Origin of the sequence: Beutenbergia cavernae DSM 12333 (assembly GCF_000023105.1) — a bacterium.
In the GTDB taxonomy this organism is placed as follows: domain Bacteria; phylum Actinomycetota; class Actinomycetes; order Actinomycetales; family Beutenbergiaceae; genus Beutenbergia; species Beutenbergia cavernae.
On the sequence record NC_012669.1, the window covers coordinates 3685214 to 3708434 of the forward strand.

The following is a 23221-nucleotide window of genomic DNA, read 5'->3' on the forward strand; positions in this document are numbered from 1 at the left end:
TTCTCCTCCTCGGTGATGCCCCGGCTCCGCGATCGAAGCCCGGGCGTGCGGGTGCCTCTTGGCGTGGGTCACTGCTTCACCGCGCCGAGCATCACGCCCGACACGAAGTACTTCTGGATGAACGGGTAGACGCAGATGATCGGCAGGACCGTGAGCAGCATCGTCACGGCCTGCACGTTCGAGGCGATCTGCGCGGCTGAGTCCGAGCCGGCCGCGCCCTGCACGACGGTGGCCGCCGCGATGAGGTTCCGCAGGTACACGGTGACCGGGTACAGCTCCGCGCGGTCCATGTACAGGAACGCCGAGAACCACGAGTTCCAGAACGACACGGAGTAGAACAGCACCATCGTCGCGATGACAGCCTTGCTGAGCGGCAGCACGACGCGCCACAGCTTCCCGTAGGTGCTCAGGCCGTCGATCTCGGCCGCCTCCTCCAGCTCGGTCGAGAAGTTCTCGAAGAACGACTTCATGACGAGCAGGTTGAACACGCTGATCGCGTTGGGGATCACGATCGCCCACAGCGTGTTCTTCATGCCGAGCGTGTTGATGAGCACGTAGTTCGGGATGAGGCCGCCGTTGAAGAACATCGTGAACACGGCGATACCGATGAACACGGTGCGCCCCTTGAGGTGGCGCTTCGAGATCGCGTACGCGAACGTCGTCGTCAGCACCATCGCGATCGCCGTCGCGACCACCGTGTAGACGACGGTGTTGCCGTAGTTGCGCCAGAACATCGGGTCGCTCGTCACGATGTCGAACGTCGTGAGGTTGAACCCGCGCGGCCACAGGTTCACCTGGCCCGAGCGGATGAACGCCTCGGAGCTGAACGCCTGCGCCACCAGGTTGATGAACGGGTAGAGCGTGAGCGCCGCGACCAGGAGCAGGGCTGTCCCGTTGACCACCCGGAACACCGTGTAGCCGCGGGTGTCCTTGATCACCGTCCCCACCGGTCGTTCGACGCGCGGCGCGGAGGCTGGCAGCTCGGTGGTCACCACAGGCTCGCTCCCACCACTCGGCGCGAGATCGCGTTGGCGGACAGGATGAGCGTCAGGCCGATCAGCGCCTCGAAGAGCCCGATCGCCGTCGCGTAGGAGAAGTTGCTCGAGATGATGCCGACCCGGTACAGGTACGTCGAGATCACGTCCGCCGTCGGGTAGAGCAGCGGGTTGTACAGCAGCAGGACCTTCTCGAAACCGACCGCCATGAACGTGCCGATGTTGAGGATGAGCAGCACGACGATGGTCGGCCGGATCCCGGGGAGCGTGACGTGCCAGGTCTGCCGCCACCGGCCGGCGCCGTCGATCCGGGCGGCCTCGTACAGCTGCGGGTCGATCGTCGTGAGCGCCGCGAGGTAGAGGATCGTGCCCCACCCGACCGTCTGCCAGATCTCCGAGCCGACGTAGATGGAGCGGAACCACTCCGCCTGCTGCATGAAGAGGATCGCGTCACCGCCGAGCGCCGTGACGATCTGGTTGATCGTGCCGCGGGCGGCCGTGAGCTGGAAGACGAGCCCGGCGACGATCACGACCGACATGAAGTGCGGCAGGTAGGAGATCGTCTGGATCGACCGCTTGAACGTGCGCGACCGGAGCTCGTTGAGCATGAGCGCGAGGGCGATCGGCAACGGGAAGATGATCACCAGGCTCAGGGCACCCAGGATGAGGGTGTTCCGGAACACGTTCCAGAACGTCGGGTCCTGGATGAACATCTGCACGTAATACAGGCCGACCCATTCCTCGCCGAAGATCGAGCCCCCTGGTCGGAACCGGCGGAACGCGATGACGTTCCCGGCCATCGGCAGGTAGCGGAAGATCACGAAGAACAGGACGGGGAGGATCAGCAGCGAGTACAGCTGCCAGTCCCGGCGGACGGCCTTGCGCCAGCCCTGCCGGATCCGGCGCGGCGGCTGCTGCACCCGCTCCTCGCCCACCGGTTCTCCCATCGCGGCCTCGACCACGGTGGGCGTCATCGCCTTCGGCACGGGCGTCGTCATGCCGGCACCTCCTCGGCGAGCGGGTCCAGGACCCGCACGTCGGCACTCGCCCGGCGTCGACCGGGTCCGACCCGCCGGAGGGCGCCGGTCAGCTCGAGCGGCACGACGGCGTGGACGTCGGCGCTCGACCGCGCCACCCGGAGCTCCACCCCGCCGGGCTCCACGATCCGCTCGCGCCTCAGCCCGGTGAACGACGCGGCGTCCGCGGGCACCGTGAAGCGCACGCGCGCCGAGGCGCCGGCGTCGAGCTCGACACGCGCGAACGCGACGAGGCGGACGACCGGCTGCACGACCTGGGCGGCGACGTCGTGCAGGTACAGCTGCACGACGTCGGCGGCGGCTCGTGCACCGTCGTTGCGGACGGTCAGCTCCAGCGTCACGTCGCCGTCGACCGGCCACGCGACGCGCCCGCCCGCCGGACCGCTGCCCGAGGCTGCGGCGTCGTCGTCACCGAGCACGCTCACGTCACCCCACGCGACGCGCGTGTAGCCGATCCCGTGCCCGAACGGGTACTGCGGCGTGGGATCCGTGGCGGAGACGCCGCTGCGGCGGCCGAGCGGCGCGGCGAGGTACGTGCCGGGCTGGCCGCCGGCGTCGCGCGGCAGGCTGACCGGCAGGCGGCCGGAGGGGTTGACGGCTCCCGTGAGGACCTCCGCGATCGCCTGTCCGCCCGCCTGCCCGGGGAAGAAGGCCTGCACGACGGCGGCCGCGTCGTCGGCGAGGTCGTCCAGCGCGTACGGGCGGCCGCTGAGCACGAGCAGCACCACCGGCGTGCCGGTGTCCAGGACCGCCCGCACGAGGTCGGCCTGCACGCCGGGCAGGCGCAGGTCGCTCGCGTCGCACCCCTCCCCCGACGTGCCGCGGCCGAACAGGCCGGCCCGGTCGCCCACCGCGACCACGCACACCTCCGCGTCCCGCGCCGCGGCGACGGCGGCGTCGAACCCGGACGTGTCGCGCGACGTGACGTCGCACCCGGGCGCGTACGTGACGCCGTCGGCCCGCTCGCGGAGCGCACCCAGCACGGACGGGACCTCGATCCCCATCGGCAGCTCGGGATGACGCACGCCCACGTGGACCGGGAAGGAGTAGCAGCCGAGCATGCCGAGCGGGTCGTCGGCGAGCGGGCCGACGACGGCGATGCGCGCCGCGGGCGGCAGCGGCAGCGTGCCGTCGTTCGCGAGGAGGACGACGCCGCGGCGGGCGATCTCGAGCGCGACGGCGCGGGAGCGCCGGTCGTCGAGCGTCAGCTCCGTGCCGTTCCTCCCTGCGGGATCCCGCACCGCCTCGGGGAGCGGCTCCCAGTCGGCGTCGAGCAGGCCGAGCTCGCACTTCTGCGTGAGCACCCGCCGCAGGGCCCGGTCCACGAGCGCCTCGTCGATGCGGCCCGCGGCCACGCCCGCGCGCAGGAAGTCGCCGTACGCGTGGACGCTCGGCAGCTCGACGTCCACGCCCGCGGCGAGCGCGAGCCCGGCCGCCTCCTCGAGGTCGGCGGCCACGCCGTGCAGGGTGTGCAGGAACGCGATGCCGTAGTAGTCGGCGACGACCGTCCCCCCGAAGCCCCAGCGCTCGCGGAGCAGGTCCGTGAGGAGGTGGACGTCGGCGGCCGCCGGGACGCCGTCGACGTCCGCGTACGAGTGCATGACGGAGCGCGCGCCGCCCTCGCGGAGCGCGACCTCGAAGGGCGGCAGGATGACGTCGGCGAGCTCGCGCGGGCCGAGTCCCGCCGGCGCGAGGTTGCGACCGGCGCGCGAGGCCGAGTAACCGGCGAAGTGCTTGAGCGTGGCGACGACGCCGGCGGACTCGAGCCCGCGCACGTACGCTGCCCCGATCTCCCCGACGAGGTGCGGATCCTCGCCGATGGTCTCCTCCGTGCGACCCCACCGGAAGTCGCGCGTGACGTCGAGGACCGGGGCGAGACCCTGGTGCACGCCGACGGAGCGCATCGAGGCGCCGATCCGGCGGGCCATCTCCTCGACGAGGCCCGGCGAGAACGAGGCGCCCCACGAGAGCGGGACCGGGTAGGCGGTGGCCTGCCAGGCCGCGAACCCGGCGAGGCACTCGTCGTGCACCTGGGCGGGGATGCCGAACCGGTTCGCGGCGACGATCTGCGCCTGCGAGCGGGCGAGCGACCGGGCACCCTGCACCGGGTCCACGGGCGCCGTGCCGAACGGCCGCGTGAGCTGACCGAGCCCGCCGGCGATCACGTCGGCGAACGCCGGGACGTGCCCGCTCATGTCCGCCTGGTGCGGAGCCACGTCACCGCCGTCCGGATCCGCGCCGACCCAGAGGCCGACGAGCTGGGACAGCTTCTCGTCCAACGTCATCGCGCCGACGAGGTGCTCGACGCGTTCGGCCACGCTCCGACCGGGGTCCTGCCACGGGCGCGCGTCTCCTCGCTCGCCCGGACCCGCCGGGTCCACGTCCTGCCCTTGCGCCACCTGGACCCTCCGCCACCGCTCTGTGGTTCGTTCCTGAGGTCGCGATCCTCCTGCGCTCGCTGGCGCTCGCTCCGGATTCCCGCTCGAAACTATCGACGTCCTGATCGATAGCCCGACGGTAAGCGCTCGCCCGGCGATGCGTCAACCCCTCGACCGCAGGTCGGCCGGACGGCAGGCTCGACGGCGTGCGTCGACTGAAAGTTGCGACACGCGTCCGGCAGCACGCGCGGAGGCCACGCCGCGCGGGTCGACGGCGGATCAGCCGCGTCGGAGCCCGTCCGTCAGCACGGCGAACACGCGCTCCCGCACGCCGTCGTCGTCCGCCACCCCGACCGCCACCAGAGCACCCTTGAGCAGCGCGACGAGATCCCTCGTGCCGACGTCGGCGCGCACGGCGCCCGCCGCCTGCGCCCGGGCGAGGAGGACGCCGAGCGCCTCCTGCAGGCTGGGGGCGGACGTGTCGAACGAGGGGCCGGCGTCGAACCCCGCCACCGCGAGCGCGTCGGCAAGGTCTCGCCGCGCGCCCGCCTCCTCCCCGAGGCGGCGCAGGTAGCCGAGGAACGCGTCGCCGGGATCGTCGGACGTCGCGAGCTCGCGCGCGTCGGCGAGAAGGCGGGCGACGTCGTCGTCGATCACCGCCGCGAACAACGCCTCCTTGGAGGGGAAGTGGCGGTACACGGTGCCCGCCCCGACGCCCGCCCGCCGCGCGATCTCGTCGAGCGGCACCGCCGCGCCGTCGGCCGCGAACGCCTCCCGCGCCGCCGCGAGCACGCGCTCACGGTTGCGTCGCGCGTCGGCGCGCGGCTGCCGGGTCACGACGACGCCGCCGTCCGTTGACAAGCGGGGCGCGCGTTCCGTATCGTCAAAGCGGGGCCACCGTTCCGTTTCGCTCCGGTCCCATCGAACCAGGAGGACCGCATGACGTCACAGCCTACGAAGGCCGGCTCGCCTCTCGACGTCGCCGAGCAGGTGCGTCGCATGGTGACCGGCAGGTACGGGATCGCCTTCGCCGACCTGTTCGCGGCCGACGGTGTGCTCGAGTACCCGTTCGCCGCCCCCGGGACGCCGACCCGCCTGGCCGGGCGCGAGCAGATCAGGGCGTACGTCGACGCCGTCTCGGCCCGGTCGCGGCGCGCGATCGAGATCGACGACGTCACCCTTGTCGCGCACGAGGGCGTGGACCCGGAGGTCGTCGTCGTCGAGATCGCGCACTCCGGCACGTCGCACGCCCTGGGCGGGCCGTACCGCTTCGAGGCCGTGGGCGTGATCCGGGTCCGGGACGGCGAGATCGTCCACTACCGGGACTACATGAACCCCGTGGCCATGGCCCAGCTGGTCGGCGCCACCGCGGAGCTCGCGACGGCGCTCGGGGCGGGTTGACGACCGATTGCGGGCACCGCGGCGACGGGTGAGCATCGGTGCATGGACCGAGCGCAGGTCATGGCCTGGGTCGCGGAGTACGAGCGCTACTGGCGTTCGGCTGAGCTCGCCGGCGTCGAGCGGCTGTTCACGCCGGACGCGCGGTACCGGCCCTCGCCGTACGAGGAGAGCGAGGTCGGCCACGACGCCATCAAGGCGTTCTGGGCCGACGACGCCGGCCTGGACTTCACCGTCCGGGCCGAGCCCGTCGCCGTGGACGGCGCCACCGCCGTCGTCCGCCTGGAGGTGCGGTACGGCGATCCTGCACCCCAGGAGTACCGCGACCTGTGGCTCCTGACGTTCGCCGAGGACGGCCGTGTCGCCGACTTCGAGGAGTGGGCGTACTGGCCGGGCAAGCCGTACACCGCGAGCGCCGAGGAGCCGGACGGCGCCACCTAGGTCGGCGGCAGCCCGCCGGCGCCGTCGCTCGTCCTCCGGCGGCGCTACGGTGCTGGCAGGAGCAGCCCACCTGAGGAGCACGCGCACGTGCCGTTCGAACGCGCCACCGCCCGACACCCGCTCGCCGTCCGGCGCGTGCACGTGCACGCCGTCCGCGACCTCACGCCGACCGTGCGCCGGGTGACGTTCCGCGACGGCAGCCCCGACCTCCCGCCGCTCGCGACGATGGTCGCCGACGGGCCGGAGGACCACGTCAAGGTGTTCTTCCCGGACCCGGTCACGGGAGAGCTGCACGCGCCGTCGATCACGGCCGACGGCGGGCTGCAGCGCGCCGTCGGCGGGGTGTCGATCTCGCGGGACTACACGGTGCGGTCCCTGCGGCCGGGCGACGAGGTCGGCGACGACGGCGTCGAGACACCCGGGTACGTGCTCGACGTCGACGTCCTGCTGCACGGCGACGAGGGCCCGGCGTCCGCCTGGGCGGCTCGGGCGTCGGCCGGGGACGAGCTCGCGATCGCCGGGCCGCGCGGCTCCGTCCTCGCGCCGGACGGCATCGCGCGCCTCGTCGTCGTCGCGGACGAGACGGCGCTGCCCGCCGCCGCGCGCTGGGTCGCCGCCGTCGGCCCGGACGTCCCGGTGACGGCGATCCTCGACGTCGCCGACGAGAGCGTGGAACCGTACGGCGCCGAGCTCGGCCACGCGTCGATCGAGTGGCTCTACCGCGAGGACGGTCCGGGGCAGGTGCTCGACGCCGTCCGCTCGCTCGGGCCGCTAGCCCCCGAGGACGTCGTGTTCGCCGCCGGCGAGGCGACGACGCTCGTGCCCGTCCGGGCGTACCTGCGCCACGAGGCCGGGGCGCGGGCCGACCAGCTGTCGGTCAGCGGCTACTGGAAGCGCGGCGTCGTCAACCTCGACCACCACGAGCCGCTCGACCCGTCCGACCCCGACTGAGGTCAGTGCGCGGGAACGGACACGCACACGAGCGTCGTGTCCTCCACCGCCTCGAGCTCACCCGGCGTCTCGCGCGGCACGTGCAGGTACTCCCCGGCCCCGGCGGTGACCACGCCGCCCGGCCCCACGATGCGCAGCCGGCCGCTGACCACCACCCACACCTCGTCGTAGGGCGCCGGGACGTCGGCCCGTTCGCCGCGGCCGAGGTGGGCCGTGTACGCACTGAGCGGGCCGCCCTCAGATGCCTCGACGGCGGGCGTCATCGTGATGCGGCGATCCCCGAGGCGCGGTCCGTTCGCGAGCGCCGAGTCGAACGAGCGGACGGCGGGCTCAGTCATCGTGGTCCTCCTCCAGTCGGGCGTTCCGCAGTCCACGGAACGTCATGAGCGCGACGGCGAGGAGCCCCGCCACCGCGACCAGGTACGCGTCTCGCGTCGCGACCGTGAACGCGGTCTGCGCGGCCTCGGTCAGCTGCGCGGCGACGTCGGGCGGGAGCGCCTCGGCGGCATCGAGCGCGCCCCCGACGCTCTCGACGCTCTGCCGGGCCAGCTCCTCGTCCATCCCGACAGGGAGATCGTCACGCAGCGTGCCCGAGTACGCGAGGTAGGCGACAGTGCCGCCGAGCGCGAGACCCGCGGTGTTGCCGAGGCTGCCGCCGACCTCCTGCGTCGCCTGCGCCGAGCCCGTCCGCTCCACGGGCGCGCTCGACAGGATGACGCCGGTCCCGAGCGCGAACACCGGCGCGACGCCCGCGGCGACGAGGGCGGCCGCCCCGACGAGCAGCGCCGTCGACGCCTCGGTCCCGGCCGTCACCGCCACCACCATGCCGAGGGCGCCGAGGAGCGCGACCCCGGCACCGAGGGCGATGGCGTGCCCCGGGCGCAGCCACCGCAGCAGGGCGGGCGAGGCCGCCGTCGCCGCCACGGACGCCAGCGCGGGCACCACCAGCAGCGCGCCGGCGGTGAGAGCCGAGTGACCGAGCACGACCCGAAGGTGCTGCGCGAACTGGAGGTCGGCGCCGGCGGTCGCGGTGATGACCAGCCAGATCGCGAGCACGCCGAGCGCGAATGGCGCGTACCGGAACAGGCCGAGGTCGAGAAGCGGGTCGGGGAGCGTGCGCTGGCGCAGCACGAAGGCGACGACGAGCACCAGGCCGGCGGCCAGGGCGGCACCGCTCCACGGGTCCCACCCGGTCGCGGCGAGCTCCTGCCCGCCGTAGACGAGACCCGCGATGCCGAGCGAGGAGGCCAGGACGCTCGCGAGGTCGATCCGGCCCTGTCCGGTCCCGGCCACCGCGGGCAGAAGTCGCGGGGCGAGCACCGCCACGGCCACGGCGATCGGCACGTTGACGAGGAAGATCGAACCCCACCAGAAGTTCTCGAGCAGCAGCCCGCCGAGGGGCGGGCCCAGCGCCATCCCGCCGGAGAACGCGGCCATGAACAGCGCCAGCGCTCTGGTGAACTGGCGGGGCGCCGGGAACATGTGGCGCAGCAGCGCCATGCCCGCCGGCGCCATCGTCACCGCCGAGGCCCCGAGGAGCATCCGGGCGAGAATGAGCAGCTCGACGGACGGCGCGAAGGCGGCCATCGCGGAGGCCGAACCGTAGGCGAGCATCCCGACGACGAGCAACGTCCGCGGCCCGAACCGGTCGACGAGCCGCCCCGCGGTGAGCACGAGGCCGGCGCCGGCGATGTCGCCCACGTGCAGCACCCACAGCTGCTGGGTCCCGGTCGGCAGGAGCTCCGCGGCGATCGTCGGGATCGCCAGGAACAGCACGGTCATGTCGAGGGCGGCCATGAAGATCGGCACCATGAGCAGGGCGAGCCCGGCCCGGGCGGGGGTGCTCGTTCCGACGTCCGCGGTCCTGCTCGTCGACATGGATCCCCATTTCCGATACGGTACGACTCGGATCTATTTTATCGACGGGAGGCGGCATGGTCACGGGGCGAGGGCGTCCTCGCGACGCGCACATCGACGAGGCGGTCCTCGAGGCCGCGGCCGGTCTCCTGGACCGGGAGGGCTACGGCGGCCTCGCGATCGAGGAGGTCGCGCGCCGCGCCCAGGTGAGCAAGGCGGCCGTCTACCGCCGCTGGCCGAACCGGCGTCATCTCGCGCTCGCGGTGCTCGGAGACCGGCTCGGCCGGGTCTCGGCGCCGGACTCCGGCTGCACGCTCTGCGACCTCCACGAGTGCCTCGTGCTGGTGACGGAGGCGTTCTGCCGCCTCGGCCCCGGGACCCTCGCGCAGCTCATCGCGGAGGGCGCCGGCGATCCCGCGGCGCACGAGCAGCTGGAGGAGGTCGTGCTCGAGCCGCCGCGGCGCGCCGTGCACCGGACGTTGTTCGCCGCGCTGCGGCGGGGGGACCTGAGGGACGACGTCGATCTGCCCCTCGCCGTGGACGCCCTCACGTCACTCGTGTTCTACCGGCTCCTGCTCGGTGGTGAGCCGATGGAGCCGGACCAGCTGGAGGTCGTGGTCACGGCGACGCTCCGCGGCATCGCGAGCGACGGCGACGCACTCCTGCGCGAGTACAGCGAGCACGAGCAGCACGAGCAGCACGAACCCGCCTGAGCCGTCGCCTGGCTCGCGACGCTCAGCTCTCCCAGGTGAGCGGGACCCGAGCAGGCGCACCGACCACGAGGTCGTAGACGTAGCCGCCGTCCGCGTCGTCGGGATCGGCGAGCCCGCGGACCAGGGTCTGCGCGCCGAGCGACAACCGGAGCCGGTCCCGCCCGGCGAGCCGGGCGCTCTCGATGCGGTAGCTCCCGTTGCGTTCCCCGTCCGTGTCGATGTGGACCCACGCACCCGTCAGGCGGCGGAGGGTGCGGCCCACCCCGCCGCGGATCGGCTCGATCTCCAGCACGACCTCGTTCTCCGGCTCGAGGCCCTGCGTGAACGTCGCCACCACGCCGCGGACCTCGGCGAGCGCCGTCGGGCGGTGCTCGTCGAGCAGCTCGAGGATCCGCGCACCGTGCAGGTGGCGGAGCTCGACCGTGCCGTCCGGCGCGATCCTGATGACGCCGAGCCGGCCGCGGAACCGGATGCGGTCGTCGATGACGTGCTCGACGTCGTCGTCCAGCGAGCTGACGACGTAGTCGACGCGACCGTCCTCCAGCTCGACCCGCACCGCGCTGACGCTCGACGGGTCGGACCCACCGCCGAGCGAGGCGCGCCGCACCGAGCGCAGCCGCGAGGCGCCGACGCACGGCTCGAGGACGCTGGTGAACGTGCTCTCGAGGTCGTCCTCACCGTCGCGGCGCACCAGGGTGTACCGCAGCGACTCGGGGTTGCCGGGCTTGTTGCGCGGGGGGATCCCGTCGGCCAGCGCCACCTCGTGGGACTCGGTGAGCATCGTGAGCCGCAGGTGCGCGTCCGGGTCGCTCGCGTGCACGTCCCACTGGTCCCGGACGGCCCAGTCCACGCTCCAGGTGGCCGGCGGCGCCTGGTCGCGCTCCACCCTGGTGAGGTAGTTGAAGCCGCTGCGCGCCGCGCTGTTGTAGTCCGGGTCCTGGAACGGGACGTCCGGGCCGGCGTACGAGCCGCCGTCCTGCGCCACGAGGGCGAGACCGTCGGCGCTCGCCTCCCCGGGGCCGCCGTGGAAGCTGAACACGTGCGAGCGGCCGCCCCGCACGCGGAACACGTCGACGGCGTAGGCGGCGTCGTCGTCGATCGTGACCAGCGCCGTCGTCCGGCGATAGCGCGAGACGTGCGGGTAGCAGTGGGCCGCCTCCACCTCCGCCGCCGAGACCACCGACCCCGCGTCCAGCAGCGTCGGGACCCCCACCCACTGGGGCGCCTGGGACGCGGCGTCCACGACGACCGTGTTGTGCGAGACGGTGGCGGCCGTCCAGTTCAGACGCTCGGGATCGGTGCCGGTGACCTCCGGGTAGCCGAGGTCGGGCGCCAGGTCCATCCCCGCCCCGAACACGCCGAGGTTGAGGCAGTCGAGGTGCCCGTGCCCCTGGGACCGGCCGTAGTACATCCAGACAGCGCTCCGGGCGTCCCCCGATCCGCTGCGCAGGCCGGAGAACCCGTAGCCGGCCTGGTGGACGGTCGCCGGGTCGAAGGGCCCGTGCTCGGCCACCACCTGGGCGACCTCCGCCTGCACAGCCTCCGGCTCGGCGTCGAACACCGAGCCGTGGACGCCGCTCAGGTCGCCCTGGGCGAGGAGGTGGATCAGCTGCGCCTGGAGCGGGTCGCCCGTCTTGAGGAACCCCGTGGTGGTGGTGGCGAGATTGGCGACCACGCCCGGGCTGCCGGCCTTCCCGCTGTCCCCGATGCTCGGTGTGTAGCGCGAGAGCATCGTGATCGGCGGGTTCGCCCCGAACATCCGCTGGAACTTGAGGTGGCCGAACAGGTCGTAGTCGGGATAGCGCTGGTAGCCGTCCACCGCGTCAGCCATCGGGAGCAACGAGTTCAGCCACAGCACGTTGTAGCCGGGCGCCGCCTCGTTGCCCCAGCCGTCCCTGTCCACCTCCTCGACCAGCAGCCGAGCGAGATCGCCTCCGGTCACCACGCAGCGGCGCCCGTACGGCGCGTCCGGGTCCTCGACCTCCTCCAGACCCCCGGGCTGGAAGCAGAAGTCGAGCATCGCGTCGCTCTCACCGGCTCGGTCGAGGACGACGGCGGCGAGGGCCAGTGTCGCGTGGTGCATCCCCGTGTTGCCCCGGATCTGCGAGTTCTGCACGGCGGGCAGGACCAGCCGCAGCACGTGGTCCTCGATGTGGGCCCGCAGCTCGGCCGGCGTCGACTTCGGCGTCGGGATCCCGAACTCTGCGGTCTTGGCCGCGACGAAGGCCAGCAGCTCGGGGTCCGTGTCGATCGCGGGCCAGAACGCGTCGTACGCCTGGATGAGGTAGTTGGCGACGCCGGTCTCCCAGATGTCGTTCACCGTCTTGCCCTGGGCGGTGTGGATCGCGGGGTCGCCGTTGTCGAAGCCCTCCTCCCACGGGAAGGCGGTGACGTCCATGGCCGGCCACACGTCGGCGATCCGGTCCAGGAGGACGAGGCCCTTGTGGGCGTAGCGCGCGTCGCCGGTGTAGAGGTACGCGTCGCGCAGGGACTGCAGCGCGTGCTGGAAGAGCCCGTACGTCGTCGCCCCGGTGCGGTACCACAGCCCCCAGTGGCAGTAGTAGGCGATGAACGTCCAGACGTTCCCGTCCGGGTCCTGCCAGCCGGAGCCGTCGTCGACGCCCCAACCCTCACCGCGCTCCGGGTACAGCTCGTTGACGAGGTACTGCGACCCGTTCTCGCGGGCGAGCTCCGGGTCGAACTCGCCGTGCTCGTCGATCCCGGCGGCGTAGAACGAGGCGAAGTCGTTGCTCGGGTAACGCTCGCCCGTCACCGGGCTCGTGATCTTCCAGGGCTCGGCGAACTGGTCGATCAGCCAGGGGTAGTTGCCGAACCTGTTGATCTCCGGGCCCTCGGGACCCGGGCTCCCCAGGAGCCTGGCCTGGTAGCGGATGAGCACGCCGAGGCTCCGGCCCACGGTCTGCGCCGGGACCATCGACCACAGCTGGTCGTCCGGCACGGCCAGGTAGGGATCGGCGGCCGTGACCGCGGCGTCGCGCAGGGCCGCCGCCCAGTCGAAGCGCGCGACGTTCGCCCGGGCGTTCGCCACCTTGTCCGGGGTGAAGTAGGTCGGCCCGGTCTTGCCGTCCGCGGCGAACGCCGGCCGGTGCCCCGGGAGCCAGGGTTCGACGCCGACCATCGCGACTCCGGCGGTCGTCGCGCCGAGCCCGAGGAAGGTGCGACGGGCGAGGCCCCGAGGGGCGGGTGTACCGGGCATCGGACTCATCTCCGTGATCGGGGGGGAGGCGTCAGGGGTCGATGCCGAGCGCGGCCCGGCGCGTCGTCGTGTCCCCGGTGTCAGCCGACGGCGCTGGGATCGATGCGCACCAGTCGGGTCGAGGCGTAGGGGACGTAGAGGTTGCCGTAACCGTCCGCGGCGATCCCCGCGTTGGCCCCCGTGAGGAGCACCCGGACGTCCGGTCCGTCGGTGAGGGCGGCGGCGGGATCGAACGCGAACACCCGCCCGGCGGCGTTGCCGTACACGACGCCGTCGCCGCCGAGGATCATCGACGCGTAGTTGCCCGGGATGCGGTCGCCCGGCTTGAGGTCGGGGAACACCTCCTCCTGCACGAGCCACTCGCGCGTGTGCGGGTCCATCGCGAGGAGCCACCCCTCGGCGTAGAACCAGACGGTCCCGTCCGGGGCGGTCACCGCCGCGTTGATCGAGCGGGTGCCCGCGACCGGCCACTCGACGAGCTCGGAGGAGCCGGTGGCCTCGTCGACCACGAGCAGCACGGCCTCCGTCTCGGTCGGCGTGCCGTCGTAGGAGAAGAAGATCGATGTGCCGCCGAACACGAGGCCCGCGCTCGACGTGATCGTGTTGACGGAGCGGTCCCCGGCGATCCCGCGCGACGTGTGGCACTCGCCGGTGGCGAGGTCGACCCAGCCGAACGCGCCCTGGTGCGCGCCGTACGTCGCCTCGGAGCCGTAGTAGAGCCGGTCGCCGACCCCGTGCAGGGCGTACGGCCGGTTCTGCTCCTCGCCGATCTCGCACACCGTGGGCGGCTGGGACGACCCGTCCTGGGTGAGCGGGTCGAACGCGCGGATCTGGCCGTACGGGTAGATGCCCTGGTACACCAGCCCGTCGTGCGCGAGCATGCCCTCGGCCTGGCCGCCGACGGCGTACGAGGTCTGGCGGTCCCCCCGCATCGGGGAGTAGGTGCCCAGCCCGCCGGTGAGGTAGCCCGACGTCCAGATCCGCCCGTCGGGCGCCCCCACCACGGAGTTGATCCCGATGGAGACGTCGGGGATGCCCGTGACGGCGCCCCGCCGGAAGTTTCCGGTCTCGAGGTTGTACATCGCGAGCACCGCCCCCGAGTTCTGCCCGACGATCGTGACGCCCGGCCAGGCGGGGTCGTCGAGCTCCACGACCTCCCACGACCGGGAGAAGATGCCCGTCGGCGCCGCGGCGATCCGCTCCTCCTGGCCCGTGGCGAGCTCGTAGGAGTGCAGCGCCGACTCCGGGTCGCCGGCCTTGGTGTAGTAGATCTTCCCGTCGACCACGCGACTGGACCCGTTGAAGACGACGCCGGGGATCTCGGCGCTCACCTCCGCCTGGAGCGCCCCGGCGGCGTCGCGGGTCACGTCGAGCACCACGAGCCAGTCGTTGCCGAGGCTGTTGCTGTCGCCCGCCCAGACCATGACGTGGCCGTCGCTCGCCGTGCCGCCGTAGACCCACGGCTCGGCCAGGATCTCCGGGCTCAGCAGCTGCGTGAGGTCCACGCACTCGGCGTCGGCGCCGGTGTCGCAGCCGTACAGGTGCGGCACGGTCCCGGTACCGGTGAAGACGGCGTCGGTCGTCTCCTCGTACGCCGTCCACCGCGTGTAGTTGGCGTCGGTGGTCAGCGGGTCGTCGCCGTGCACGCCGAGGAAACCCGCGCTCTCGTCGTACGACCAGAGCACCGCACCCTCGTAGCCCGCGGTCGGCTCGCCCCAGCCGCCGCCGTAGACCGTCCCGTCCGCGCCGAAGCTCAGGCCGTAGACCATCCCGAGGTGCGGCACCGGCGGCGTGCCGATGCGCGTGGCGGACTCGCTGCCGGGCTCCCACGACCACAGCGCGGCGCTCTGGTACGTGCCGATGTAGACGAGGCCGCTCGTCGGGTGCTGGGACACCGTCCACGACCCCGTCGCGCCCGGCAGCGGCACCGTCCGCGTGACCTCGCCGGTGAGGATGTCGCTCACGACGAGCTGGGCGGGCTCCGCCGCCGAGCCCGTGGCCACGGTGAACGTCACCGCCCGGCCGTTCTCGTCGACGCCCGCCTGCGCGGCCAGGAACGTCGCCGGCTTCGTCACCTGGTTCGGCAGCAGCGTGTACGGCGCGGTGAGCAGGACGTTGTCGACGACGGTCTCGGTCCCGGGCCGCCCGGGCCACACGGCGACCTCGACGGCGAGCGCCGCGGCGTCGTCCGGTGCCTCGCCCTGCACCTCGACCACGCCCTCGTGGCGCGCCGGGCGCGGCTGGACGGACGCGACGACGTCGCCGTCGTCGGACAGCCACCGCAGCGCGACCTGCGCCTGCGTGCCGGACCGGACGTCGACGAACGCGCTGTAGGTCTCCCCCGCCACGACGTCGACCGGGGAGCTGAGCAGGCCGAGGCGCCCACATCCCGGCGTCGCCGAGACGACGGCGCTCGCGGCGCCGTCGGCGGCCTGCTCGTCCGACGTGGTCACCGCGTCACCGCACCCGGCGTCGGCGTCGCCGCCGCGCCCGTCGGTGACGCGCCACGCGTCCAGGCCGGACTCGAAGCTGTGGTTCTCGACCAGGACGTCGCCCTCGTGCAGGACCTCGCCGTCCGGCGGACCGGCGACCGCGGGGACGAACGCCGTCGTCGCGGCGAGGGCCGTGAGCGCGAACGACCCCGCGAGCAGCCGCAGCGTGCGCGCGCGGTGCGTCCGCGCTCCCGCGTTCATCGGACGGCGCCCTCGGTCTCGATCCCGAGCGCCGCCCGCCGTGTGGCCGCGTAACCCGGCGCGAACTCGCCGCCGTCGACGTCGCCGGCCGCCAGCCGCTCGTCGTCGCCGTGCAGGCCGATCCAGGCACCGTCGTGCGCCGCCGACGCGCGGGCCGCGAGGATCGCCAGCTCGGGCTCCACGAGCTCCGAGAACGTCAGGCCGAGCTCCGCCTCGCCGTCGAGGTACGCGCACGTGACGTCGAGGAACGCCCCGTAGAGGTCGTCCTTGGACGCGTCCAGCTGGCTGACGCCGCCCTCGCCGACGACGGTGGCGTAGAAGCCGTACCCGCCGCCCGGCTCCTCGACGACGACGACGGCGGTCCGCCCGTCGGCCCACCGCAGCTCGGCTCGCCGGCCCGCGCCGTCCAGCGCGCGGACGGCCTCGATGCCCGGCCCGACCATCCCGTGCACGAGCGAGTACGCGTGGATGCCGTAGTCGAGCAGGTGCCCGTACGTGACGGCGAAGACCGTCCGCGGCGCGAGCGCCGCACCCGCCCGCGCCGTGGCCGACCAGCGCAGGGCCGACCCGCCGGCGATGCGGGCGCCGTCGGCGGCCCAGGCCTCGAGCTGCCGGATGTCGGCGACCCGGCCGGCGAACGGCTTGCACACGTGGACGCCGACGCCGGCCTGGACGAACGGCCGGATCCGCTCGACGTGGTCGTCCCAGTCGACCGAGTGCACGAAGGCGACGTCGACGTCGCCCACGAGGGCCGCCGGGTCGTCCTCCACACGCTCGATGCCGCGCTCGCTCGCGTACTGGGCCGTGTACTCGGGGGTCGCCACGGTGTCGCCGCCGACGACGGCGACGACGTCGTGCCCGCGGGCGAGGAGCAGCGGGTGGAAGGAGGACGGGTGGGAGGTGTCGAGGTCGACGACGCCGATGCGCATGGCGTCGACCCTATGAAGGCCTGTCGTGATTCACAATAGGGCGTGCCCGAAATTCAGCCACGGAAACGCCCGGCGCACAGGACCAGCGCCCCTGCGCCGTCTGCCGCCGCTACGCTCACCTCGTCCGGACGGGAAGCGAGGTTGATGATGGCCGCACTCCACGGTCCTGCGCCCGAGGACGTGACCATCGGGGTGATCGGCGCGGACAAGTTCGTCCATCGGATCGCCGCCGTGGCCCGCGAGGAGACGCGGACCCCGCACCGCCTCCTCACGGCCGTGTACGAGCGGGAGTCCGACGCGCGCGAGAAGGCGATGCGCATCGTCGGCGACGTCGACGTGCTGCTCTTCGCCGGGCCGCTCCCGTACGACGTCGCGATGTCCGGCGGGCCGCTGCCCGTCCCCGCGACGTTCGTGCCGACGGGCGGCGTCGCCCTGCCGACGGCGCTGCTGCGCGGGTCGCTGAGCGGCACGGTGGACCCGGCGCGGGTGAGCATCGACTCCGCGCTCGAGCGCGACGTCCGGGAGACGTACGCGGAGCTCGGGGTCGACATGCGCCACGTGCACGTCATGGAGTACCACGAGTCGGTCGCCCCGGAGCAGTTCCTCGCGTTCCACCGCGACCTCTTCCACGCCGGCCGGACGAGCGGCGCGATCACCACCGTGCCCTCCGTGGCGGCGGCGCTGGCCGACGCCGAGATCCCGAGCCTCACGATGGCGCCGGCCGCGATCAGCCTGCGCAACGCCCTGCGGACGGCCCGGCTGCTGGGCAGCGGCGCCCGACTCGAGGACTCGCGCATCGCGATCGTCATCGCCCGCCTGCCCGCCTCGGCGCTGCCCCACCGCACGAGCTCGAGCAACTACTGGTACCAGGAGCTCAAGCTCTCGCTGCACCGCGCGCTCCTGCACGACGCCCGCCGGATGGACGCGGCGGTGCTCCAGCGCGACGAGCACAGCTACCTCGTCATCACGACCATGGGGTCGCTGCGCTCCGGGACCGACGACCTCACGCGCGCCCCGTTCCTCGCGTCCGTCCGCGACGCGCTGGGGATCGACGCCGAGGTCGGCATCGGGCTCGGCCGCACCACGCTCGAGGCGGAGGAGAACGCCCAGTCGGCCGTCAACCTCGCCGTCGAGTCCGGCGGTGACCTCGCCTACCTCGTCGGCCCGCAGGGCAGCCCGATCGCCCTGCCGGCATCGCACGACGGCGAGGCGCCGGAGCCCGCGCCCGTCGCGGACCGGCAGAACGACACGCTCCGCGAGATCATCACGCTCCTCGACGGCCAGGGCGACGAGGGCCGCGTGGTCGACGCCGAGCGCGTCTCCCAGCTGCAGGGCGTCACGCTCCGGACCGCGCGCCGGACCCTGCGCTCGCTCGTGGACGCCGGCCTCGCGTGGCCGATGCCGCCGGCCCGCGTGCAGAAGGTCGGGCGCCCGCCGGTGCGCTACCAGCTGCTGGACGAGCGCCTGACGGGGTGAGCCCGCCTGCCCTTCGCGACCACCGCGTCCGTGATTACGCATCGTCCAGAACTGTTATTCAGCCCTGTACTTATGCCGCTCGCTCCGGCAGGCTGAGCCAGTGACCACCGCACACCAACACGCCGAAGCCGCACCCACCTCGCCCTCCGCCGTCGGGCCGACAGTGACGATCTGGGCGGCCCAGCCGCCGCCCGGTCCGGCACAGGAGTGGGCGGAGTACGCGACGGAGGTCCTCGCGCACGCCGGGATCTCCCACGCCGGCTCCGACGCCGGCGACGCCCCGTCGGGCGTCGTGCTCGTCACGTCGCCCGTCACGCCGGCCGACGCCGAGACGCTCGCCGCCTGGGTCGAACAGGGCGGCGCGCTCGTCGTCACCGCCGAGCCCGGCCCGCTCTCGGCGCTCGCCGGCGTCACGACCGGCGCGGCGTCGTCGACGGCGCAGGTCACCGTGCACGGCGACGGCACCGACGTCTGGACGCACGTGCCGCCGCGGCCGCTGCGCGCCGTCGGCGGCCTCGCCCTGACCCCGGCCGAGGGCACCACCACGCTCGCCTCGTGGCCGGACGGCAGCGCCGCGATCACGGCGCGGCGCCACGGCGACGGCGTCGTCGTCACGTTCGGCGCCGACGTCCTCCAGTCGATCGTGCGCATCCAGCAGGGCTTCGCCGTCGTCGCCGACGGCGTCCCCGCCTCGGACGGCACCGCGCCGATCGACGACGACATCCTCAAGGCCGAGGACGGGATGGCTCTCGACCTCGAGACCGACCGCGCCCTGCCGCCCGGTGAGGGCCCGGTGCCCGACGACTACACGCACACCTACCCGCCGCCGTCGGCGGTGCCGATGTTCGACCAGCCGCACGCCGACTGGTGGCGCTCCCTGCTGCTGCAGTCGGTGTGGTGGGCCGCCGAGGAGACCGGCGTGCTCGTGCCGTGGCTCGGGTACTGGCCGGAGGGGATCTCGGCGATCGCCCACATGTCGCACGACTCCGACGGGAACAAGCCGGAGGACGGCCAGGCCGCGCTCGACGCGTTCGCCGACGCCGGCGTCCAGGTCACGTGGTGTCAGGTCTTCCCCGGCGGCTACGGGCCCGAGATCTACGAGGCGATCACCGCCGCCGGGCACGAGCACGCGCTGCACTACAACGCGATGCACGACGCCGACCTCGCCTCATGGGGATGGCCCCAGATCCGCGCGCAGTACGCCTGGGCGCAGGCGGTGACGGGCCGCGAGCGCATCGTCTCCAACAAGAACCACTACACGCGCTGGGAGGGCTGGACGGAGTTCTACACCTGGTGCGAGCGGCTCGGGATCGAGATCGACGAGTCCCGCGGGCCGAGCAAGCAGGGCACGGTCGGGTTCCCGTTCGGGACGGCGCACGTGTCCTTCCCCCTGGCGGAGGCCGGCGCGGGGCGCACGTTCCACGACGTGCTCAACCTCCCGCTGCACACCCAGGACCTGGCCTGGGCTGGGCACGCGTCGATCCGCGACGTGATCCTGGACGGCGCGCAGGCGCAGCACGGCGTCGCCCACTTCCTGTTCCACGGCCCGCACCTCAACATCCGGCCGATGACCCGCGCCGCGTGCGTCGAGCTGGCGGACGAGGCCCGCAGCCGCGGCATGCAGTGGTGGACGGCGGAGCGCATCAACACGTGGGAGCGGACCCGCCGTGGTGTGCGCCTCGACGTCACGGCGACGGACGAGGGATGGACGCTGCGCGTCGAGGCGCAGACGCCGGTGACGGGCGCGGCGATCCTGCTCCCGGCCGGCGTGCGGGTGACCGGTCCCGACCACACGCTCACGCAGGCGGTGCGCCACGGCCGGACGTTCACCGAGCTGGCCGTCGACCTCCCGGCGGGCGCCACCACGTGGTCGCTCACGAGGTGACCGCCGCCGACCTGCGGATCGGGACGGACCGGACGGACATCACGCCGACGGCGCCGGTGCCGCTCGCGGGCTACGCGTCCCGCGCGGGGCTCGGCCCGGCCAGCGTGGTCCTCGCCCCGCTGCACGTCCGGTCGCTCGCGCTGCGGGCCGGCGGACGCCCCGCCGTCGTCCTCGTGAGCGCCGACCTGCTGTGGTGGGCCGACGACGTCGTCGCGCCGCTCCGCGCGGCCTTCGCGGAGCGGTTCGGGCTTCCGCCGACGTCGCTCGTGCTCCACGCCACCCACAACCACTCGGGGCCGCAGACGTCGCGGCTCATGACCCCGTCGCTCGGCCCGCCGGACGACGCCTACCTGGACCACCTCGTCGAACGCACCCTCGCGAGCATCGGACGTGCGCTCGACGGTGAGGTCCCGGTGTCGGTCGAGACGGTGCGCACCCCGACGGAGGCCTCGGTCGACCGGCGGTGGGCGCGGACCGCCGGCGAGGTGCCCCGCTCGCCCATCGACCGGGACCTCACGCTCGTGCGGTTCGTCGACGCCTCGGGCGCGACGGCGGCCCTGCTCGCACATTTCGCGTGCCACCCGGTGGTGCACCACGGCAACGCCGTCACGTCCGACCTGGCGGGGACGCTCGCCGACGTGCTCGAGCGGGAGACGACGCCGTTCGCGATGTACCTGCAGGGCTGCTGCGGCGACGTCAACCCCGCCCGCTACGCCGCGGACGGGACGTTCGCCAACGGCGGGCAGGACGACGTCGAGGCGATCGCCGCGGAGCTGGCCCACCTGGCCGCCCGCGCGCTGCCACGGGCGACGTCGGCCGGGCACGCCGCCGTCGCCGTCACGCGCCGCTCGCTGCCGCTCCCCCTGCAGGACCGCCTCCCGCTCCCGCTCGTCGAGCGGATGACAGCCCGCGGCGACGTGCAGGGCGAGTGGGCGCGGATCATGGCGCAGGATCCCGATCGGTACCGGCGTGATCCCGTGCTCGAGCTCGTGAAGCTGCGGCTGACGCCCGACCTGGCGCTGCTCGGCATGTCGGGCGAGCCGGTCAGCAGGTTCGGGCTGCACGCGAAGGAGGTCAGCGGTGGCCGCTGCCTCCCGATGGGGTACACGGACGGCATGACGACGTACCTCGTGACCGCCCGGCACCTCGAGGAGGGCGGGTACGAGCCGTGCGAGGCACCCGTCTACTTCGCGATCCCGGCGCCGCTGGCCCCGGGTGCCGAGCGCGCGGTGCTCGCGGAGATCTCCGCCCTCGCGGCCGAGGGCACCATGGCCGGGTCGACGGTCGGCAACGAGAAGTTGACCTGAAGGTAACCGGAGGTCACACGGAAAGCGTTGACGCCGCCCCCGCCGACGCCATAACGTCAGGGCAGTACCAGATTTACGGACAGACCGAATCTGATCCGAGAGTCGAGGAGGACTCCATGGAACCGTCGACCGAGAGCGAGACCCCGATGCCCGGCACTCCCCGTCTCCGCCGCAAGGTCCAGGCGACTGCCGTCGCCGCGGCCGCAGCGCTGGCACTCACGAGCTGTTCCCTGTTCGGCGACTCCGGAGGCGGAGGCGGTGGCGGCGGCGAGGGCGGTGAGGCCGACGGCGGCAGCATCACCGTCCAGGCGACGAACTTCGCCCACATCGACCCGCAGAGCATCACGTTCGGCATGTGGCTCGTGCAGATGGGCCTTCTCGAAGGGCTCGTGCTGCAGACGCCGGACGGCACCGACGTGCGGCCCGGCGTCGCCGACGAGTGGGAGGTGAGCGAGGACGGCCTCACGTACACGTTCCACCTGCGCGACGGCGTCACGTGGTCCAACGGCGAGCCGCTGACCGCTGCCGACTTCGAGTGGACGTACCAGCGCCTGCTCGACCCGGCCCGCGGCGACAGCGGGGTGACGACCGGAGCGTCGTCGTACCAGGTGCCGCTCGGCATCCTCAACGCCGAGGAGTACAACACCGGCGTCGTCACCGACTACGACGAGGTCGGCATCGAGGCCGTCGACGACCAGACGCTCGAGTTCACGCTCGCGGCGCCCAACCCCGGCTTCGTCATGGGCCTCACGTACCCGTCGATGCTGCCCCTGAACCCGGACGCTGTGGAGGGCGAGGGCGATTGGCAGCAGCCGGAGAACTGGGTGGGCAACGGCCCGTACAACCTCGCCGCGTGGACCGCCAACTCGAGCATGCGTCTCGAGAAGAACCCCGAGTACTGGGACGCGGAGAACGTCGCGCTCGACGAGATCAACGTCCAGCTCATCGAGCAGGGCTCGATCACGACGACGGTCCCGTACGAGAACGGCGAGGTCGACATCCAGGGCCTCGGCGAGCCCGCCGAGATCACGCGGTTCCTCGCCGACCCGGTGCTCAGCGAGCAGATGTACGTGCTCGAGAACTCCGGTACGGCCTACCTCGCGCCGCTGCACAGCTCGAACCCGATCATCGAGGACCCGAACATCCGCCGGGCGCTCAACCTCGGCCTCGGCCGTGAGGAGATCGCCGGGATCAGCGAGATGACGGCGCCCGCCTCGACACTCACGTCGCCGATCGTGCCCGGGTGGAGCGAGGACATGGCCGCCCACGACGCGATGTGGGGCGAGGACGCCGTCGCCGAGGCGCAGCAGCTTCTCGCCGACGCCGGCTACCCCGACGGCGAGGGCTTCCCGACCCTGACGATCCTCGCCGGGTCTGACTTCCCGCAGCTCGACGCGATCATCGACACCTGGGAGACGAACCTCGGCATCCAGGCCGTCAAAGACGTCGTCGAGGTCGGCGTCTACGTCGAACGCCGCTACGAGATGCACGACGACGGCTACGTCGGCTTCTGGTACGGCTCGTTCTCCGGCATCAGCACGTGGCCCTACCAGGTCGAGCAGCTCTGGTCGCCGGACATGATCCGCCAGGCCGGGCTGGACGGCGCGAGCTACGAGCAGTTCCTCGCCGTCCAGAACGACGAGGCCATGAGCCCCGGCGACCGCACCGCGCAGATCGAGGAGATCCTCAGCACGGGCACCATGCCGGAGGCCCAGGCGTTCGCGGAGCGGGTCGCCGAGACCCGCGAGACGAGCGACGAGGCCGAGCAGCAGGAGATCTTCTTCGACGCCGCCAGCCTGCGCGAGGACACGGAGCTGCTGCTCCCCGTCGCGTGGAACCACGTGGTGTACGTCGCCCAGCCCCGCGTCCAGGGCCTGGAGATCCGCGCGCAGGCAGACCGGTACTACTTCAAGGACCTCTGGGTCGACGACTCGGCGGAGTGAG

The 23221-nt window shown here is 73.0% G+C and carries 17 protein-coding genes; 8 read left to right on the plus strand and 9 right to left on the minus strand.

The window, feature by feature from the left end; genetic code table 11:
* Positions 1 to 68 precede the first annotated feature (68 nt).
* The 4 genes from BCAV_RS16740 to BCAV_RS16755 all read right to left on the minus strand — a co-directional run bounded on the left by BCAV_RS16740 (position 69) and on the right by BCAV_RS16755 (position 5271).
* Positions 69 to 992 (minus strand): carbohydrate ABC transporter permease, encoded by a 924-nt coding sequence (locus BCAV_RS16740; RefSeq protein WP_015883804.1) that lies wholly within the window; start codon positions 990 to 992, stop codon positions 69 to 71.
* Positions 989 to 1993, minus strand: coding sequence for an ABC transporter permease (locus BCAV_RS16745; RefSeq protein WP_015883805.1), 1005 nt, complete (start codon positions 1991 to 1993; stop codon positions 989 to 991). Before BCAV_RS16745 ends, BCAV_RS16740 begins: the two co-directional genes overlap by 4 nt.
* A complete protein-coding gene (locus BCAV_RS16750; RefSeq protein WP_015883806.1) occupies positions 1990 to 4431 on the minus strand; it encodes a beta-xylosidase/alpha-l-arabinosidase in 2442 nt (813 codons plus the stop codon). Before BCAV_RS16750 ends, BCAV_RS16745 begins: the two co-directional genes overlap by 4 nt.
* Positions 4432 to 4689: 258 nt before the next feature.
* Positions 4690 to 5271 carry a TetR/AcrR family transcriptional regulator gene (locus BCAV_RS16755; RefSeq protein ID WP_222836646.1) on the minus strand — a complete coding sequence of 194 codons (582 nt, stop codon included), beginning with the start codon at positions 5269 to 5271 and terminating at the stop codon, positions 4690 to 4692.
* Positions 5272 to 5349: 78 nt separating this feature from the next.
* Between BCAV_RS16755 and BCAV_RS16760 the strand changes: the two genes are divergently transcribed.
* The 3 genes from BCAV_RS16760 (at position 5350) to BCAV_RS16770 (ending at position 7200) form a co-directional block, all read left to right on the plus strand.
* Positions 5350 to 5811: a nuclear transport factor 2 family protein gene (locus BCAV_RS16760; protein ID WP_015883808.1), complete on the plus strand. Its 462-nt coding sequence runs from the start codon at positions 5350 to 5352 to the stop codon at positions 5809 to 5811.
* A 42-nt stretch (positions 5812 to 5853) separates the two neighbouring features.
* Positions 5854 to 6249: a YybH family protein gene (locus BCAV_RS16765; RefSeq protein ID WP_015883809.1), complete on the plus strand. Its 396-nt coding sequence runs from the start codon at positions 5854 to 5856 to the stop codon at positions 6247 to 6249.
* Between the two features lie 87 nt (positions 6250 to 6336).
* A complete protein-coding gene (locus BCAV_RS16770) occupies positions 6337 to 7200 on the plus strand; it encodes a siderophore-interacting protein (RefSeq protein WP_015883810.1) in 864 nt (287 codons plus the stop codon).
* A 2-nt stretch (positions 7201 to 7202) separates the two neighbouring features.
* Here BCAV_RS16770 and BCAV_RS16775 read toward each other — a convergent pair whose 3' ends face one another.
* Both BCAV_RS16775 and BCAV_RS16780 read right to left on the minus strand, forming a co-directional pair.
* Positions 7203 to 7538 carry a cupin gene (locus BCAV_RS16775; RefSeq protein WP_015883811.1) on the minus strand — a complete coding sequence of 112 codons (336 nt, stop codon included), beginning with the start codon at positions 7536 to 7538 and terminating at the stop codon, positions 7203 to 7205.
* Positions 7531 to 9078 (minus strand): MFS transporter, encoded by a 1548-nt coding sequence (locus tag BCAV_RS16780; protein ID WP_015883812.1) that lies wholly within the window; start codon positions 9076 to 9078, stop codon positions 7531 to 7533. The genes BCAV_RS16775 and BCAV_RS16780 overlap by 8 nt, the downstream gene beginning before the upstream one ends.
* A gap of 56 nt (positions 9079 to 9134) precedes the next feature.
* On the opposite strand from BCAV_RS16780, the gene BCAV_RS16785 reads away from it, so the two are divergent.
* A complete protein-coding gene (locus BCAV_RS16785; protein ID WP_015883813.1) occupies positions 9135 to 9770 on the plus strand; it encodes a TetR/AcrR family transcriptional regulator in 636 nt (211 codons plus the stop codon).
* Positions 9771 to 9792: 22 nt separating this feature from the next.
* On the opposite strand, the gene BCAV_RS16790 is transcribed toward BCAV_RS16785, so the two are convergent.
* The 3 genes from BCAV_RS16790 to BCAV_RS16800 form a co-directional block, all read right to left on the minus strand.
* A complete protein-coding gene (locus BCAV_RS16790) occupies positions 9793 to 12987 on the minus strand; it encodes a heparinase II/III domain-containing protein (protein ID WP_015883814.1) in 3195 nt (1064 codons plus the stop codon).
* An 80-nt stretch (positions 12988 to 13067) separates the two neighbouring features.
* Positions 13068 to 15680, minus strand: a complete 2613-nt coding sequence (locus BCAV_RS16795) for an NHL repeat-containing protein (protein WP_015883815.1) — start codon at positions 15678 to 15680, stop codon at positions 13068 to 13070.
* Positions 15677 to 16609 (minus strand): Gfo/Idh/MocA family oxidoreductase, encoded by a 933-nt coding sequence (locus BCAV_RS16800; protein WP_015883816.1) that lies wholly within the window; start codon positions 16607 to 16609, stop codon positions 15677 to 15679. Before BCAV_RS16800 ends, BCAV_RS16795 begins: the two co-directional genes overlap by 4 nt.
* A gap of 147 nt (positions 16610 to 16756) precedes the next feature.
* Between BCAV_RS16800 and BCAV_RS16805 the strand changes: the two genes are divergently transcribed.
* The 4 genes from BCAV_RS16805 (at position 16757) to BCAV_RS21755 (ending at position 23220) form a co-directional block, all read left to right on the plus strand.
* Entirely contained in the window at positions 16757 to 18085 is a 1329-nt protein-coding gene (locus BCAV_RS16805) for a hypothetical protein (RefSeq protein WP_015883817.1), read from the plus strand.
* A 100-nt stretch (positions 18086 to 18185) separates the two neighbouring features.
* Entirely contained in the window at positions 18186 to 19970 is a 1785-nt protein-coding gene (locus tag BCAV_RS16810) for a hypothetical protein (RefSeq protein ID WP_144016810.1), read from the plus strand.
* A complete protein-coding gene (locus BCAV_RS16815; RefSeq protein WP_015883819.1) occupies positions 19967 to 21277 on the plus strand; it encodes a hypothetical protein in 1311 nt (436 codons plus the stop codon). The genes BCAV_RS16810 and BCAV_RS16815 overlap by 4 nt, the downstream gene beginning before the upstream one ends.
* 116 nt (positions 21278 to 21393) lie before the next feature.
* On the plus strand, positions 21394 to 23220 hold the full coding sequence (locus BCAV_RS21755) for a peptide ABC transporter substrate-binding protein (RefSeq protein ID WP_015883820.1): 1827 nt from the start codon (positions 21394 to 21396) through the stop codon (positions 23218 to 23220).
* Position 23221: the final 1 nt, after the last annotated feature.